Genomic DNA, 15,778 nt, shown 5'->3' with positions numbered 1-15,778 from the left:
CATGAATTCCGCACAGGCCGATGCCTACCTCCGCCGGATCGGCGCCCATCACCCCGCGTGGCCCACTTCAGGTGTGCTGCGCGACCTGCACCTGCGTCATCTGAAGGCGGTGCCGTTCGAGAACCTGTCGATCCATCTGGGTGAGGAGATCGTGCTGGAGGAGAAGCGACTGCTGGACAAGGTGGTGGGCGGGCGCAGGGGTGGCTTCTGCTACGAACTGAACGGGGCGTTCGGGGCGTTGCTCGGGGCGCTGGGCTTCGACGTCACGCTGCTCGCGGGGCGGGCGTACGGGGAGGAGGGGCGGCTCGGTATCCCGTACGACCATCTCGCGCTGCGGGTGCGGACGGTGGACGGGGGCGACTGGCTGGCGGACGTCGGGTTCGGGGCGCACAGTCACTATCCGCTGGCCTTCGGGGCGCGGACCGAACAGGTGGACCCGGGCGGCACGTTCAGGGTGCTCGAGGCGGGACCGGACGCGGCGGGAGTGCGGGGCGTCGGCGGACGGCGGGAGGCCGAGGACCTGGACGTCATCCGGGACGGCAACCCGCAGTACCGCCTGGAGGTGCGACCGCGGGTGCTGGGGGACTTCGCCGCCGGGGCCTGGTGGCACAGCACTTCGCCGAAGTCGCATTTCACGCGGTCGCTGGTCTGTTCGCGGGTGACGGAGGACGGAGGGCGGATCACGCTCAGCGGTCGGAACCTGACGGCGACGGCGCCGGACGGGACGAAGGAGGTGTCGGAACTGGCAACGGACGAGGAGGTGCTGGCGCTCTACCGGGAGCGCTTCGGGATCGAGCTGGACCGGGTGCCGGAAGTGCGGCAGGTCTGATTCCAGCGTTCAGAAGCGACGACCCCGGCGTCGGTCGTGTCCGGCCTGGCGGAAAATGTTCTCGTGAGCGATGTGAGACATGTGCTGGTGCTGCCCGACCGCGATGCCGCGGAAGAGGCGGCGGAGGTGATCGGTGACCGGTTCGGGCTCGACGAGGAGCCGCAGCTCGTCAGGGACGCGCTGGCCGGTGAGGACGATGCCGAGGACGCGCAGTGGCTACTGGTCCTGACGGATCCCGGGGAGCGGCTCGATGCGAAGGAGCTGGACGAGTTCGCGGGGGAGTGGGACGGCTGGCGCGAGGAGCCGTAGGGCTCCGCCGGGGCTGCGCGTGCGGGTTCCCGTGCGGGGCGCGTTGTCAGTGGCGCGTGGGATGCTTTCGGTGATGGCCAAGAAGACCGCTCAAGACGACCCTCTCGCCCCCGTCACACTTGCCGTGGGCCAGGAGGACCTCCTGCTCGACCGTGCGGTGCAGGAGGTGGTGGCCGCCGCCAGGGCCGCCGACGCCGACACGGACGTACGGGACCTCACTCCGGACCAGCTGCAGCCCGGCACGCTGGCCGAGCTGACGAGTCCCTCGCTCTTCTCCGAGCGCAAGGTCGTGGTCGTGCGCAATGCGCAGGATCTGTCGGCCGACACGGTCAAGGACGTGAAGGCGTACCTGGACGCGCCGGCCGAGGAGATCACCCTCGTGCTGCTGCACGCCGGTGGGGCCAAGGGCAAGGGGCTCCTCGACGCCGCGCGCAAGGTGGGGGCGCGGGAGGTGGCGTGCCCCAAGATGACGAAGCCCGCGGACCGGCTGGCGTTCGTGCGGAGCGAGTTCCGGGCGCTCGGGAGATCGGCCACGCCCGAGGCGTGCCAGGCGCTGGTCGATTCGATCGGGAGTGATCTGCGGGAGCTGGCGTCCGCGGTGTCGCAGCTGACCGCGGATGTCGAGGGGACGATCGACGAGGCCATTGTCGGGCGGTACTACACAGGGCGGGCCGAGGCGTCGAGCTTCACCGTGGCCGACCGGGCCGTGGAGGGGCGGGCCGCGGAGGCGTTGGAGGCGTTGCGGTGGTCTTTGTCGACCGGGGTCGCGCCCGTCTTGATCACCAGTGCGTTGGCTCAGGGGGTGCGGGCGATCGGGAAGCTGTCCTCCGCGCGGGGCGGCCGGCCGGCCGATCTTGCCCGTGAGCTGGGGATGCCGCCGTGGAAGATCGATCGGGTGCGGCAGCAGATGCGGGGGTGGACGCCGGACGGGGTGGCGGTTGCCCTGCGGGCGGTCGCCGATGCCGATGCCGGGGTCAAGGGCGGGGGAGATGATCCCGAGTACGCGCTGGAGAAGGCGGTCGTGGCGATTGCTCGGGCGGCTCGGTCTCGGCGGGGTTAGCGTCCGGCTGGGCTGAGCCTGGGGTCTTCGCCCCCGCCGCCCCTACCCTCCCCCAAGCTCTCGGCTTCGCTCGAGCAGGGGGACCCCCATCACCCCGTACCTGAGGGCTTCGCTCTGGACCCCGGGTGGGGTTCGTCGGCTGCGGGTGGGTGGGGGTTGCTCGCGCAGTTCCCCGCGTCCCTCGGGCAGGGCTTCGCCCGGATTGCCTGTCTGCCCCTGGTGGGACCTATGCCAAAGGCCCCGTCCGTCTCCTGGGGAAGGAGGGGAACGGGGCCTTCGGATCACGATGGTGGATCCACGCCCGCGTGGCGAACGCAGGCCGCGCGTGGGTCCGGGGGTGCCGGTCAGGAGCGGAAGAGAGGGCCCGCTGGGTCCTTTCCGGCGGTCAAGTCAGGGGTTGAGCCCGATAGGGCTCAGCCGACTCAGCCCTTGAGGGAAGCGACCTTCGAAGCAAGCGCCGACTTCTTGTTGGCGGCCTGGTTCTTGTGGATGACGCCCTTCGAGACGGCCTTGTCGAGCTGGCGCGACGCAGCGCGCGTGTACTCGGTGGCCTTCTCGACGTCACCCGCGGCAGCAGCCTCGCGGGCCTTGCGGATCGCGGTCTTCAGGGAGGACTTGACCGACTTGTTGCGCAGTCGAGCCTTCTCGTTGGTCTTGATCCGCTTGATCTGGGACTTGATGTTCGCCACGAATGAGCCTTTACAGGTTCAGGCGCGCGAGACAGCACGTCTCACTCGCCGTTTGATTTCCTTGGGGTGTGCCTCCTGCAGAGAGGGCACGAGACACAGCCACCCAGGCTACCAGTAGCCGCACGACCGGCCCAAACCGGTCGCAGCTCCCCACCCGTGGGACCATGGAGCCTACGTATCGATCCGACCCGAGGCGACAGGCGCCTCAAGAGACAGGACCCTGCGTGCCCGCGACCCCTAACAATGTGCCCGAGCCGAGCCGTACCGCCCCGGCTCTGATCCGCAATTTCTGCATCATCGCGCACATCGACCACGGCAAGTCCACGCTCGCCGACCGCATGCTCCAGCTGACCGGGGTGGTCGAGCAGCGGCAGATGCGTGCTCAGTACCTCGACCGCATGGACATCGAGCGCGAGCGCGGCATCACGATCAAGTCCCAGGCGGTCCGGCTGCCCTGGGCCCCGACGGAGGATCCGGGCAACACCCACATCCTCAACATGATCGACACCCCCGGGCACGTGGACTTCACGTACGAGGTGTCCCGGTCGCTGGCCGCCTGCGAGGGGACCGTTCTCCTCGTCGACGCCGCCCAGGGCATCGAGGCGCAGACCCTCGCCAACCTCTACCTGGCGATGGAGAACGACCTCAAGATCATCCCCGTACTCAACAAGATCGACCTGCCGGCCGCCCAGCCGGAGAAGTTCTCGGAGGAGCTCGCCAACCTCATCGGCTGTGACCCCGATGACGTGCTGAAGGTCTCCGCCAAGACGGGGCTGGGTGTCGAGGCCCTGCTCGACAAGGTGGTCGCCGAGATCCCCGCCCCGATCGGCGTCCAGGATGCCCCCGCTCGCGCGATGATCTTCGACTCCGTCTACGACTCCTACCGCGGTGTCGTGACGTATGTGCGTGTCATCGACGGGCAGCTCAACAAGCGTGAGCGGATCCGGATGATGTCCACCGGAGCGACCCATGAGCTGTTGGAGATCGGCGTCTCGTCCCCCGAGATGACGCCGGCCGACGGGCTGGGCGTCGGTGAGGTGGGCTACATCATCACCGGTGTGAAGGACGTCCGGCAGTCCAAGGTCGGTGACACCATCACCACCCTCAACAAGGGGGCGACCGAGGCGCTCGGCGGGTACAAGGACCCCAAGCCCATGGTCTTCTCCGGGCTCTATCCGCTGGACGGGTCCGACTACCCCGAGCTGCGCGACGCGCTCGACAAGCTGCAGCTCAACGATGCCGCGCTCGTCTACGAGCCGGAGACCTCCGCCGCGCTCGGCTTCGGTTTCCGCGTCGGTTTCCTCGGGTTGCTGCACCTCGACGTGATCCGTGAGCGGCTCGAGCGCGAGTTCGGGCTCGACCTGATCGCGACCGCGCCGAACGTGGTCTACCGGGTCGTCATGGAGGACCGCAGCGAGCACATCGTCACCAACCCTAGCGAGTTCCCCGAGGGCAAGATCGACGAGGTGTACGAGCCCGTCGTGCGCGCCACGATCCTCGCGCCCTCCGAGTTCATCGGCTCGATCATGGAGCTGTGCCAGACCCGGCGCGGCACCCTGCTCGGCATGGACTACCTGTCCGAGGACCGGGTCGAGATCCGGTACACGCTGCCGCTCGCCGAGATCGTCTTCGACTTCTTCGACCAGTTGAAGTCGAAGACCCGGGGTTACGCCTCGCTCGACTACGAGCCCACCGGTGAGCAGACCTCCAGCCTGGTCAAGGTCGACATCCTGCTGCACGGCGACAAGGTGGACGCCTTCTCGGCGATCACCCACAAGGACGCGGCGTACGCGTACGGGGTGCGGCTCGTCGCGAAGCTGCGTGAGCTGATTCCGAGGCAGGCCTTCGAGGTGCCCATCCAGGCCGCCATCGGGTCGCGCGTCATCGCGCGCGAGACCATCCGTGCCATCCGCAAGGACGTCCTCGCCAAGTGCTACGGCGGTGACATCTCCCGTAAGCGGAAGCTGCTGGAGAAGCAGAAGGAAGGCAAGAAGCGGATGAAGATGGTGGGCTCTGTGGAGGTTCCGCAAGAGGCCTTCATCGCCGTGCTGTCCAGCGACGACAGCGGCGGTTCAGCGAAGGGCAAGAAGTAGCCACCTGTTACCCCCGGAAACTCGGGCACAATGCGGGCTCGTCGCGCCTCGGCGCGGCGAGCCCGTACGCGTGCGTAGGGTCGCTCTCTGTAGGAAGTGACAGGCCGCCGCCCCTTACGCACTGGCCGGACGCGCCTTACTCTGATCTCTGCTCGATGGTTACTCGCGAGTTAAACAACAGCCGAACCAGCCAGCCGCACAGCAACAGTCAGCAGTCGGTCGAGCCAGACGCACGCACTGTCGCGGGCCCCGGAGGATGTCGTGAGCGACACACAGACCCTGATCGAGAACCGTCCGCCGTCCGTGGCGGCCCTCTTCCTGGAGCGCGTGGCAGCCACGCCCAACGCCGAGGCCTACCGCTACCCGGTCCCCCCTGCCTCAGGTGAGGGCCCGGACGAGTGGAAGTCGCTGAGCTGGGCGCAGGCCGCCGAGCGGGTCTACGCCATCGCGGCCGGACTGATCGAACTGGGCGTACGGCCGGAGCAGCGCGTCGCGCTCGCCTCCTCCACCCGGGTCGAGTGGATCCTCGCCGACCTCGGCATCCTGTGCGCGGGCGCGGCCACGACGACGATCTACCCGCAGACGAACGCCGAGGAGTCGGCGTTCATCCTCTCCGACTCCGACAGCAAGGTCCTGATCGCGGAGAACGCGGCCCAGCTCGCCAAGGCCCGGGAGAAGCGCGCCGAGCTGCCCGAACTCGGCCACATCGTCGTCATCGACGCGGCGGGCGTCGAGACCGGCGACGGGGTGCTCACCCTCGCCGAACTGGAGACGCGCGGTGCCGCGTACCTGGAGAAGAACCCCGAGCTGATCAAGGAGCGCGTCGGCGTGATCACCGCCGACCAGCTCGCCACCCTCATCTACACCTCCGGTACCACCGGCCGTCCCAAGGGCGTGCGCCTCCCGCACGACAACTGGTCGTACATGGCGAAGGCCATCGCCTCGACCGGGCTGCTCGGCCCCGACGACGTGCAGTACCTGTGGCTGCCGCTCGCCCACGTCTTCGGCAAGGTGCTCACCTCCGGCCAGATCGAGGTCGGGCACGTCACCGCCGTCGACGGCCGCGTCGACAAGATCATCGAGAATCTGCCGATCGTGCAGCCGACGTACATGGCGGCCGTCCCGCGCATCTTCGAGAAGGTCTACAACGGGGTCGCGGCCAAGGCACGGGCCGGCGGCGGCGCCAAGTACAAGATCTTCCAGTGGGCCGCCGAGGTCTCCCGCGAGTACGCGAAGGCCAGCCAGGACAACTTCCGCCGCACCGGCACCGCCGCCGTGCCCTTCGGGCTGGGCGCCAAGCACAAGGTCGCGGACGCGCTCGTCTTCGCCAAGATCCGCGAGGCCTTCGGCGGCCGGCTGCGCGCCTGCGTCTCCGGCTCCGCCGCGCTCGCCCCCGAGATCGGCTACTTCTTCGCGGGCGCCGGCATCCACATCCTCGAGGGGTACGGCCTCACGGAGTCCTCCGCCGCCTCCTTCGTGAACCCCGGCGAGGCGTACCGCACCGGCACGGTAGGCAAGCCGCTTCCCGGCACGGAGGTGCGCATCGCGGACGACGGCGAGATCCTGCTGCGCAGCCCCGGCATCATGGAGGGCTACCACGGGCTGCCCGAGAAGACCGCCGAGGTCCTCGAGTCCGACGGCTGGTTCCACACCGGCGACATCGGCGAGCTGTCGCCCGACGGGTACCTCCGGATCACCGACCGCAAGAAGGACCTCATCAAGACCTCGGGCGGCAAGTACATCGCGCCCGCCGAGGTCGAGGGCCAGTTCAAGGCCGTCTGTCCGTACGTCTCCAACATCCTGGTGCACGGCGCCGACCGGAACTTCTGCACCGCCCTCATCGCCCTGGACGAACCGTCCATCCTGGAGTGGGCGAAGGAGAACGGGCTGGAGGGCAAGTCGTACGCCGAGGTCGTCGCGGCTCCTGCCACGGTCGCCCTCGTCGAGGGGTACGTCAAGGAACTCAACGAGGGGCTCCAGCGGTGGCAGACCATCAAGAAGTTCCGGTTGCTGCCGCGGGATCTTGACGTGGAGCACGGGGAGATCACGCCGAGTCTGAAGTTGAAGCGGCCGGTGGTGGAGCGGGAGTACAAGGGGCTGATCGAGGAGATGTACGCCGGTTCCAGGGAAGCGTGAGCCTCCGGCGGTCGGGCGGGTGTTCGGCTGCGGGTTCGTTGTGGCTGATCGCGCCCACGCGGCGGAGCCGCATATGTCAGGGCCCCGCGCCCCTACGGGGCGCGGGTGCCGGCCGCCCTGGCTATCAGGTGCTGTAGCTCTGCGACCTGCCTGCGGAGGTCCGGCACATTCGGAGGATCCTCTGTCGCCAACTGCTTCTCCAGAGCCGCCAGCCGTGTGCTGATCTGGGCCGCGTGGGTGTGTTCCTGGGTCAGTAGGCGTTCCAGCTGCTGGTTCTTGCGGTGGAGGTCCAGGAAGACCGTGACCTTGGCGCGCAGGACCCAGGGGTCGAAAGGCTTGGTCAGGTAGTCGGCGGCGCCGGTGGCGTAGCCGCGGAAGGCGTAGCCGGCGTCGGCGTCGGTGCCGGTCAGGAAGATGATCGGGACGTCCTTGGTCTGGTCGAGCCGTTTGATGTTGGCGGCTGTCTCGAAGCCGTCCATGCCGGGCATGCGGATGTCGAGGAGGACGACGGCGAAGCGTTGCCTGAGCAGCGCCTTCATCGCCTCCTCGCCCGAACGCGCACGTACGAGCGGCTCGTTGAGGGACCCCAGGACGGCCTCCAGCGCGATCAGGTTGTCCTCCATGTCGTCGACCAGGAGGATGCTGGCGCGCTCGTAGGTCGGTTCCTCAGCGCTCATGGTGACTGTCCTCATTCGGTCGTCGGCGGGGCCGCGGCCTCCTCGGACGATGCGCTCGGCCCCGGAACAACGGATTCTTCGGAGTCGTCCTGCTCCGCGTCGTGCGCGCTCTCCGGGTCGAGGAGGGCGCAGACGACCGTGAGCAGCTGATCGACGTCCACCGGTTTGGGTACGTAGTCGTGGGCACCGCGCGCGATGGACTTCTCGCGGTCTCCCGGCATCGCCTTCGCGGTGAGCGCGACGATCGGCAGGCCCGTCCAGCGGGGGGTGCGGCGGATGGCGGAGATCGTCTCGTAGCCGTCCATCTCCGGCATCATGATGTCCATCAGGACGAGTTCCACGTCGGGGTTGCGCTCCAGGGTCTCGATGCCCTCGCGGCCGTTCTCCGCGTACAGGACGGGCATGCCGACGCGGCCCAGGACATGGGTGAGCGCGAAGACGTTGCGGATGTCGTCGTCCACGATCAGCACCCGTCGTCCCGGCAGGACCTGACCCGCCCGGCCGGCCTTCCACGCCTCCAGTTTGGTGGGGGTGGGCCAGGAGTCGTCGGTGTCGTGGGAGGTGTACGGCTCGGTGGACAGCTGCTCGGGCACGAGCGGCCGGAGGTCCTCCGGGGCGGCGCCGGTCGCCGTGTGGCCGGGGCTGATGACAGGGACGTACAGCGTGAAGGTGGAGCCCTTGCCGGGGGCGCTCTCCGCGATGATGCGACCGCCGAGCAGTCCGGCGATCTCCCGGCTGATGGACAGGCCGAGGCCGGTGCCGCCGTACTTGCGGTTGGTGGTGCCGTCGGCCTGCTGGAACGCCTCGAAGATCACCGGGAGCTTCTCCGCGGCGATCCCGATGCCGGTGTCGGAGACGGCGAAGGCGATCACGTCGTCGCTGTTCTCCCGGGTGAAGGCGTGGTCGGGGTCCTGGAGGCGGTTGACGCGCAGTTCGACCCGGCCGGTCGCGGTGAACTTGATCGCGTTGGAGAGCAGGTTGCGCAGGATCTGCTGGAGCCGCTGCTCGTCCGAGTACATCTCCCGCGGTACGTCCTCCCCGACCGTCACCTCGAAGGCGAGACCCCGGTCGAGGGTGAGCGGACGGAACGTGGCGTGGACGTAGTCGAGGAGTTTGATCAGTGGGAGCTTCTTCGGGCGTACGTCCATACGGCCCGCCTCGATCTTCGACAGGTCGAGGATGTCGTTGATGAGCTGGAGGAGGTCCGATCCCGAGCGGTGGATCGTCGTCGCGAACTGCACCTCCTGGTCGGAGAGATGGCCGTCCGGGTTGTCCGACAGCAGCCGGGCCAGGATGAGCAGCGAGTTCAGCGGGGTGCGCAGCTCGTGCGACATGTTCGCCAGGAACTCCGACTTGTACTGCGAGCTCGTCGCCAAGAGCGCCGCCTTTTCCTCCAGTTCGGCGTTCGAGCGCTGCAGCTCCGCCTGCTGCGACTGGAGTTCGTCCGAGCGGTCCTGGAGCTGGATGGCGAGGCGCTGGGACTCGCCGAGCAGGGACTCCGTACGGGAGTTGGCGATGATCGTGTTGATGGCCACGCCGATGGTGTTCACGAACTGGTCGAAGAAGGCCAGATGGACGTCGGAGAAGCGGGAGAAGGAGGCGAGCTCGATCACACCGAGGAGCTTGTCCTCGAAGAGGATCGGGATGATGACGACGCTGGCGGGGGCGGCTTCCCCAGACCGCTGTTGATCTTGATGTAGTCCGGCGGGGCCTCCTCGACGAGGATCCGCTTCTTCTCGCGGGCCGCCTGCCGGACCAGGCCGTGCACCGGCATGCCGCCCGTGTCGACCGTGGCGCCCTGCGCCGAGCCGTATCCGGCGATGAAGGCGAGTCCCTTGGCGGGGACGGCGGTGTGGAGGGAGGCCCCGTCCTCCTCCGGGTCGGCCAGGAAGAAGGCGCCGTACTGCGCGTTCACCAGCGGGGTGAGCTCGCGCAGGATCAGGTCGGCGACCTCCATCAGGTCGCGGTGGCCCTGCATCAGCGCGGCGAGGCGGGCGAGGTTCGACTCCAGCCAGTCCTTCGCGCGGGTCGTCTCGCGGAGGTTGGCCACCATCAGGTTGATGTTGTCCTTCAGCTCGGCGACCTCGCCCTGCGTTTCCACGGTGATGGAGCGGGACATGTCGCCCTGTGCCACCGCGGAGGCCACCTCGGCGATCGCGCGGACCTGGGTGGTGAGGTTGGAGGCGAGTTCGTTGACGTTGGTCGTGAGGCGCTTCCAGGTGCCGTACACGCCCTCGACCCGTGCTTGACCGCCGAGTTGGCCCTCCGAACCCACCTCGCGGGCCACCCGGGTCACCTCGGAGGAGAAGGAGGAGAGCGTGTCGACCATCGTGTTGATGGTCGTCTTCAGCTCGAGGATCTCGCCGCGGGCGTCCACGTCGATCTTCTTCGACAGGTCGCCCTGCGCCACGGCCGTCGCGACCTGCGCGATGTTCCGCACCTGCGAAGTGAGGTTGTCGGCCATGTAGTTGACGTTGTCGGTCAGATCCCGCCAGACGCCGGAGACGCCGAGAACCTGGGCCCGTCCGCCGAGTCGCCCGTCGGTGCCGACCTCGCGGGCCACCCGGGTCACCTCGTCGGCGAAGGCGCGCAGCTGCTCCACCATCGTGTTGACGGTGTCCTTCAGCTCCAGGATCTCGCCACGGGCGTCGACGGTGATCTTCTTCGACAGGTCGCCGTTCGCGACGGCCGTCGTCACCTGGGCGATGTTGCGGACCTGGGAGGTCAGGTTCAGGGCCATGAAGTTGACGTTGTCGGTGAGGTCCTTCCAGACGCCCGAGACGCCCCTGACCTGGGCCTGGCCGCCGAGGTTGCCTTCGGTGCCGACCTCGCGGGCGACGCGCGTGACCTCGTCGGCGAAGGCGGAGAGCTGGTCGACCATGGTGTTGATGGTCGACTTGAGTTCGAGGATCTCGCCCTTCGCCTCGACCGTGATCTTCTTGCCGAGGTCGCCCTGCGCGACGGCCGTGGAGACGAGGGCGATGTTGCGGACCTGGGACGTCAGGTTGTCCGCCATGAAGTTGACGTTGTCGGTGAGGTCCTTCCAGACGCCGGAGACGCCTCTGACCTGGGCCCGCCCGCCGAGGTTGCCTTCGGTGCCGACCTCGCGGGCGACGCGGGTGACCTCGTCGGCGAAGGCGGAGAGCTGGTCGACCATCGTGTTGATGGTCGACTTGAGTTCGAGGATCTCGCCCTTCGCGTCCACCGTGATCTTCTGGCTGAGGTCGCCGTTGGCCACGGCCGTCGTGACCTGGGCGATGTTGCGGACCTGGGACGTCAGGTTCGAGGCCATGAAGTTGACGTTGTCGGTGAGGTCCTTCCAGACCCCCGAGACGCCTCTGACCTGGGCGCGGCCACCCAGTTGCCCTTCGGTGCCGACCTCGCGGGCCACGCGCGTGACCTCGTCGGCGAAGGCGGACAGCTGGTCGACCATCGTGTTCACGGTGAGCTTCAGTTCGAGCAGTTCACCGGTCGCCTCGACCGTCACCGTACGGGTCAGGTCGCCGCGCGCCACCGCCGTGGTCACCAGGGCGATGTCACGGACCTGGGCCGTCAGCCGGGACGCCATCGTGTTGACCGCCTCGGTCACATCGCGCCAACTGCCCGACAGACCCTGCACCTTGGCCCGCCCGCCGAGACGGCCTTCGGTGCCGACCTCGCGCGCGACCCGGGTCACCTCGCCCGTGAAGAGGGAGAGCTGATCGACCATCTTGTTGACGGCCCGCCCCAACCTCCGGAGATCACCCCTGAGTTGACGGTTGCCGTCGTGCAGGTCGACCCGCTGCGTGAGGTCGCCGCCGGCCACCGCGTCCAGGACGCGCGTCGCGTTCGCGGCGGGCGCCACCAGGGCGTCGAGCAACTGGTTCACGTCATTGACGCGGGTCGTCCAACTGCCCTGGCCCGGGCTCGCCGACAGCCGCTCGTCGAGCCGTCCGTGCCGGACCAGCTCCCGTCGTACCCGCTGCACTTCCGTGTTGAAGTGGGTGCTGCGGTCGATGATCTGGTTGAACGCCGCGCTCAGGTCGGCCACCAGGCCGTACCCCGTCTCCGGCACCTTGGAGAAGTCACCGTCCCGCGCGGCGGTCATCGCGGCGAGCAGCGGACGCAGATCGGAGGCCGGGATCCGGCCGTCGTCGAATGCCCGAATCTGTCCGTCTTCGAGCACACGCGTAGCACTGTTCTCACTCATGGCGGCCCACTTCGGTAACTCGGTGCTTATGGGCGTGGCCAGTCTGTCACTCTGTCCGTGTCGCCTGAGGCGTATTCGTCCGAACTGCTCAGGGAGCCGCACAGTGGGGGCCATTCCGACGCAACGGGAGTCGCAACCGGACTCCATGGCGCTCGCCCCTGGTACGCCCGCGCACTACCGCGTGGGTCAGGAAGCCATGGCGCGCGCCGCGCTGCCGGGCACCCCGCTCGCGCCCGGCGCCGCCCGCCGCATGGTGCGCGAGACGCTCGCCGACTGGGGGAACTGGCCCTGCCCGGCGCCGAGATCGTCCGCGAGCGCCTCGCCGAGGACGCCGTCCTGGTCGTCAGCGAACTCGTCACCAACGCCGTCGTGCACGCGGGCACCGACGTCGACCTGCTGTGCCGGCTGGAGATCACCGACGGCGGTGCGGTGGGTGCGGTGGTCGTCGAGGTCTCCGACCACCATCCCTCGCGGGCGGTACGCGAGGAGTCGGCCGAACGGGCTTACGGCACACCGGAGTACGGGCGGGGGCTGCGGTTGGTCGCCTCCCTGTCGGAGGCGTGGGGGATCACGTATCGGACCGGGGTCAAGACCGTGTGGGCGCGGCTGCCCGTGGACGGGGGGCTGGGTGTCGAGGAGGGGCTGGGCGCTCAGGGTGGGTTGGGTGTCGAGGGTGAGTTGGGTGTTGAAGGTGGGCTGAGTGTTGAAGGTGGGTTGGGCGTTGAGCGCGGGCTGAGCGTGGGTGGCGGGTTGGGCGTTGAGCGCGGGCTGAGCGTGGGTGGTGGGTTCGGTGCCGATGGGGGGTCGGGTGTCGGGCCGGGAATGACGGACGCCATGGGACTGTCCGCCGGTTCGGGGTTGGTCGACGGAGTCGGACTGCCGGGCGGAATGGGACTGCCGGGGGGAATCGGACTGCCGGGCGGGACGGGAGTGGCCGGAGAGACGGGACCGGTCGGAGAGGCGGGGCCGGTCGGCGGGACGTTCGCTGCCGGACCGCGGCAACGGCCGCGACAGGACGGCGACTGGCTCAACCGCGGCGCTCTCTCCTTTCTCGCCGAGGCCTCCGACCTGCTCGCCGGGCAGCTCGACGAGGACCTCGTCGCAGCGCTCGCCGGGCAGCTCCTCGTGCCGCGGCTCGCCGACTGGTGTGCCGTATGGCTGGAGGACGAGGCCACCGACCGGGCGGGTGGGCTCGGGCTGGCCCTGGGACCCCGGCTCGCCCGCGTCTGGCACGGCAGTGAGAACCGGATCGAGGAGCTGCGGCGGGCCCTGGAGAAGGATCCGCCGCGGTTGCCGGACGCGGTGCGGTCCCGGGCGGTGCCGGTGCCCTGGCCGGGGGAGGCGTTAGAGCCGGGGGAGGCGTTAGGTACGGGGCAGGGGCAGGGGCAGGGGCAGGGGCAGGCGAGTGGCGTGGGCGGGGTGAGCGGGGCGGCGCTCGCGTACCGGCTGATCGCCGGCGGCCGGCCGCTCGGCACCCTCGTCATCGGCCGGGCCGGACTGACCGCCTTCCCCGACGAGATCACCGGGCTCGTCGAGGACCTCAGCCGGCGGATCGCCCTCGCCATCGGCGCGGCCCGCCAGTACGCGCGCCAGGCGACCATCAGCCGGGTCCTCCAGCGTGGCCTGCTGCCCGGCGCGGTCGCCGAGATCCCCGGGGTGCGCAGCGCCCTCGTGTACGAGCCGCTCGACAAGGGCGGACCCAGCGGTGACTTCTACGACCTGTTCCCCGCGGGCGACGGACGCTGGTGCTTCGTCCTCGGCGACGTCCAGGGCAAGGGCCCCGAGGCCGCCGTCGTGATCGGCCTCGCCCGGCCCTGGGTGCGACTGCTGGCCCGCGAGGGCTACCACGTCGCGGACGTCCTCGACCGCCTCAACCAGCTCCTCCTCGACGACGCGACGGAGGCGGCGGACGCGGCGGCCCGTGCGCTGGTGGCGGCGGGCGGGCCGGGTCTCGGCCCCGACGAGGGTCCGCAGACCCGTTTCCTCTCCATGCTGTACGGCGAGCTGGTGCCCTTCGAGGGCGGCGTACGCTGCACCCTCGCCTCCGCCGGGCATCCGCTGCCGCTGATCCTCGGCCCGGACGGCGACGTACGCGAAGTGGCCGAGCCGCAGACCCTCCTCGGGGTCTTCGAGGACGCGACCTACGTCTCCGAGACCTTCGACCTGTACCCCGGTGACACCGTCCTGTGTGTCACCGACGGGGTGACGGAGCGCCGCAGCGGGCCCCGCCAGTTCGATGACGACGAAGGGCTCGCGGAGGCCCTCGCGGGCTGTACGGGGCTGAGCGCGGAGCTCGTCGCGGAACGGATCCGGCGGCTCGTGCACGAGTTCGGCAGCAAGCCGCCGGAGGACGACCTGGCGTTGTTGGTGCTGCAGGCGGAGTGGACGGAGTAGGGCGGAGTCGGGAGAGCGGGAGGAGCGGGGAGAGAGAAACTGCAGGTGAGTGGCTGGAACGGGGTAGGCGGCCGGGTACGGGACAATGGAAGGCATGCCTTCCGCACTTCCCGACGGTGAGCCCGTCCCCGACGACGGGGCGCTGCCCGCGCACGCGCTGGCCGGAGCCGCCGAGCGACCCCTCGGTTTCTACCTTCACGTGCCGTACTGCGCGACCCGCTGCGGCTACTGCGACTTCAACACCTACACGGCGACCGAGCTGCGGGGCACCGGGGGCGTGCTCGCCTCCCGCGACAACTACGCGGACACGCTGATCGACGAGGTCCGGCTCGCCCGCAAGGTCCTCGGCGACGACCCGCGACCCGTCCGTACCGTGTTCGTCGGCGGCGGTACGCCCACGCTGCTGGCCGCCGACGACCTGGTACGGATGCTGGGGGCGATCCGGGACGAGTTCGGGCTCGCGGACGACGCGGAGATCACGACCGAGGCGAACCCGGAGTCGGTTGATCCGCGGTATCTGGAGACGCTCAGGGCCGGAGGGTTCAACCGGATCTCCTTCGGCATGCAGAGCGCCCGGCAGCACGTCCTCAAGGTGCTCGACCGTACGCACACCCCCGGCCGGCCCGAGGCGTGTGTCGCCGAGGCGCGAGCGGTCGGGTTCGAGCATGTGAACCTCGACCTGATCTACGGCACGCCCGGTGAGTCCGACGACGACTGGCGGGCCTCGCTCGACGCCGCGCTCGGTGCCGGGCCCGACCATGTCTCCGCGTACGCGCTGATCGTCGAGGAGGGGACGCAGCTCGCCCGCCGTATCCGGCGGGGCGAGGTGCCGATGACGGACGACGATGTGCATGCGGACCGGTATCTGATCGCCGACGAGGTGCTCTCCGGGGCGGGGTTCGACTGGTACGAGGTGTCCAACTGGGCCACTTCCGCCGCCGGGCGGTGCCTTCACAACGAGCTGTACTGGCGGGGTGCCGACTGGTGGGGAGCCGGGCCCGGGGCCCACAGCCATGTGGGCGGGGTGCGGTGGTGGAACGTGAAGCATCCCGGGGCGTATGCGGGGGCGTTGGCCGCGGGGCGGTCTCCTGGGGCGGGGCGTGAGCTGCTCTCGGAGGAGGACCGGCGGGTGGAGCGGATTCTGCTGGAGCTGCGGCTTCGGGAGGGGTGTCCGTTGTCGCTGCTGCGGGCGGAGGGGCTTGCGGCGGCGGGGCGCGCGTGGTCGGAGGGGTTGCTCGAATCAGGGCCGTACGGCGAGGGGCGGGCGGTTCTTACGTTGCGGGGGCGGTTGCTGGCGGACGCGGTCGTACGCGACCTGGTGGACTGAGGGGGCTGCGCCCCCACGCCCCGGCCGTGTTCTTCGGCCGCGGGTGGGTGGGGGCCGCCCGCGCAGTTCCCCGTG

10 protein-coding genes and 1 pseudogene are annotated in these 15,778 nt (G+C 69.5%); 7 read left to right on the top strand and 4 right to left on the bottom strand.

The window, feature by feature from the left end:
* Position 1: 1 nt before the first annotated feature.
* The 3 genes from AAFF41_RS17675 (at position 2) to holA (ending at position 2,198) form a co-directional block, all read left to right on the top strand.
* Entirely contained in the window at positions 2-829 is an 828-nt protein-coding gene (locus tag AAFF41_RS17675) for an arylamine N-acetyltransferase family protein (RefSeq protein WP_319744213.1), read from the top strand.
* Between the two features lie 63 nt (positions 830-892).
* Entirely contained in the window at positions 893-1,138 is a 246-nt protein-coding gene (locus AAFF41_RS17670; RefSeq protein ID WP_319744211.1) for a hypothetical protein, read from the top strand.
* Positions 1,139-1,211: 73 nt separating this feature from the next.
* Positions 1,212-2,198, top strand: coding sequence for a DNA polymerase III subunit delta (holA, locus tag AAFF41_RS17665; protein WP_179858166.1), 987 nt, complete (start codon positions 1,212-1,214; stop codon positions 2,196-2,198).
* 422 nt (positions 2,199-2,620) lie between these two features.
* On the opposite strand, the gene rpsT is transcribed toward holA, so the two are convergent.
* Entirely contained in the window at positions 2,621-2,887 is a 267-nt protein-coding gene (gene rpsT, locus AAFF41_RS17660) for a 30S ribosomal protein S20 (RefSeq protein ID WP_075032712.1), read from the bottom strand.
* A gap of 224 nt (positions 2,888-3,111) precedes the next feature.
* Between rpsT and lepA the strand changes: the two genes are divergently transcribed.
* A complete protein-coding gene (gene lepA, locus AAFF41_RS17655) occupies positions 3,112-4,980 on the top strand; it encodes a translation elongation factor 4 (protein ID WP_054231952.1) in 1,869 nt (622 codons plus the stop codon).
* 261 nt (positions 4,981-5,241) lie between these two features.
* The gene (locus tag AAFF41_RS17650; protein ID WP_319744209.1) at positions 5,242-7,116 is read left to right on the top strand and encodes an AMP-dependent synthetase/ligase; all 1,875 of its coding nucleotides are present in this window, start codon (positions 5,242-5,244) and stop codon (positions 7,114-7,116) included.
* A 92-nt stretch (positions 7,117-7,208) separates the two neighbouring features.
* On the opposite strand, the gene AAFF41_RS17645 is transcribed toward AAFF41_RS17650, so the two are convergent.
* The 3 genes and pseudogenes from AAFF41_RS17645 to AAFF41_RS17635 form a co-directional block, all read right to left on the bottom strand.
* The gene (locus tag AAFF41_RS17645; RefSeq protein WP_319744207.1) at positions 7,209-7,793 is read right to left on the bottom strand and encodes a response regulator; all 585 of its coding nucleotides are present in this window, start codon (positions 7,791-7,793) and stop codon (positions 7,209-7,211) included.
* A gap of 11 nt (positions 7,794-7,804) precedes the next feature.
* A pseudogene (locus AAFF41_RS17640) lies at positions 7,805-11,880 on the bottom strand (HAMP domain-containing protein).
* Positions 11,881-12,168: 288 nt separating this feature from the next.
* The gene (locus tag AAFF41_RS17635; RefSeq protein WP_343326497.1) at positions 12,169-12,357 is read right to left on the bottom strand and encodes a hypothetical protein; all 189 of its coding nucleotides are present in this window, start codon (positions 12,355-12,357) and stop codon (positions 12,169-12,171) included.
* Here AAFF41_RS17635 and AAFF41_RS17630 point away from each other — a divergent pair.
* Positions 12,271-14,376 (top strand): SpoIIE family protein phosphatase, encoded by a 2,106-nt coding sequence (locus AAFF41_RS17630; RefSeq protein ID WP_343326306.1) that lies wholly within the window; start codon positions 12,271-12,273, stop codon positions 14,374-14,376. The genes AAFF41_RS17635 and AAFF41_RS17630 overlap by 87 nt on opposite strands.
* 94 nt (positions 14,377-14,470) lie before the next feature.
* Positions 14,471-15,703, top strand: a complete 1,233-nt coding sequence (gene hemW, locus AAFF41_RS17625; protein WP_319744199.1) for a radical SAM family heme chaperone HemW — start codon at positions 14,471-14,473, stop codon at positions 15,701-15,703.
* Positions 15,704-15,778: the final 75 nt, after the last annotated feature.

The organism is Streptomyces mirabilis, from assembly GCF_039503195.1.
In the GTDB taxonomy this organism is placed as follows: domain Bacteria; phylum Actinomycetota; class Actinomycetes; order Streptomycetales; family Streptomycetaceae; genus Streptomyces; species Streptomyces mirabilis_D.
This window is presented reverse-complemented; position numbering and strand designations above follow the sequence as displayed.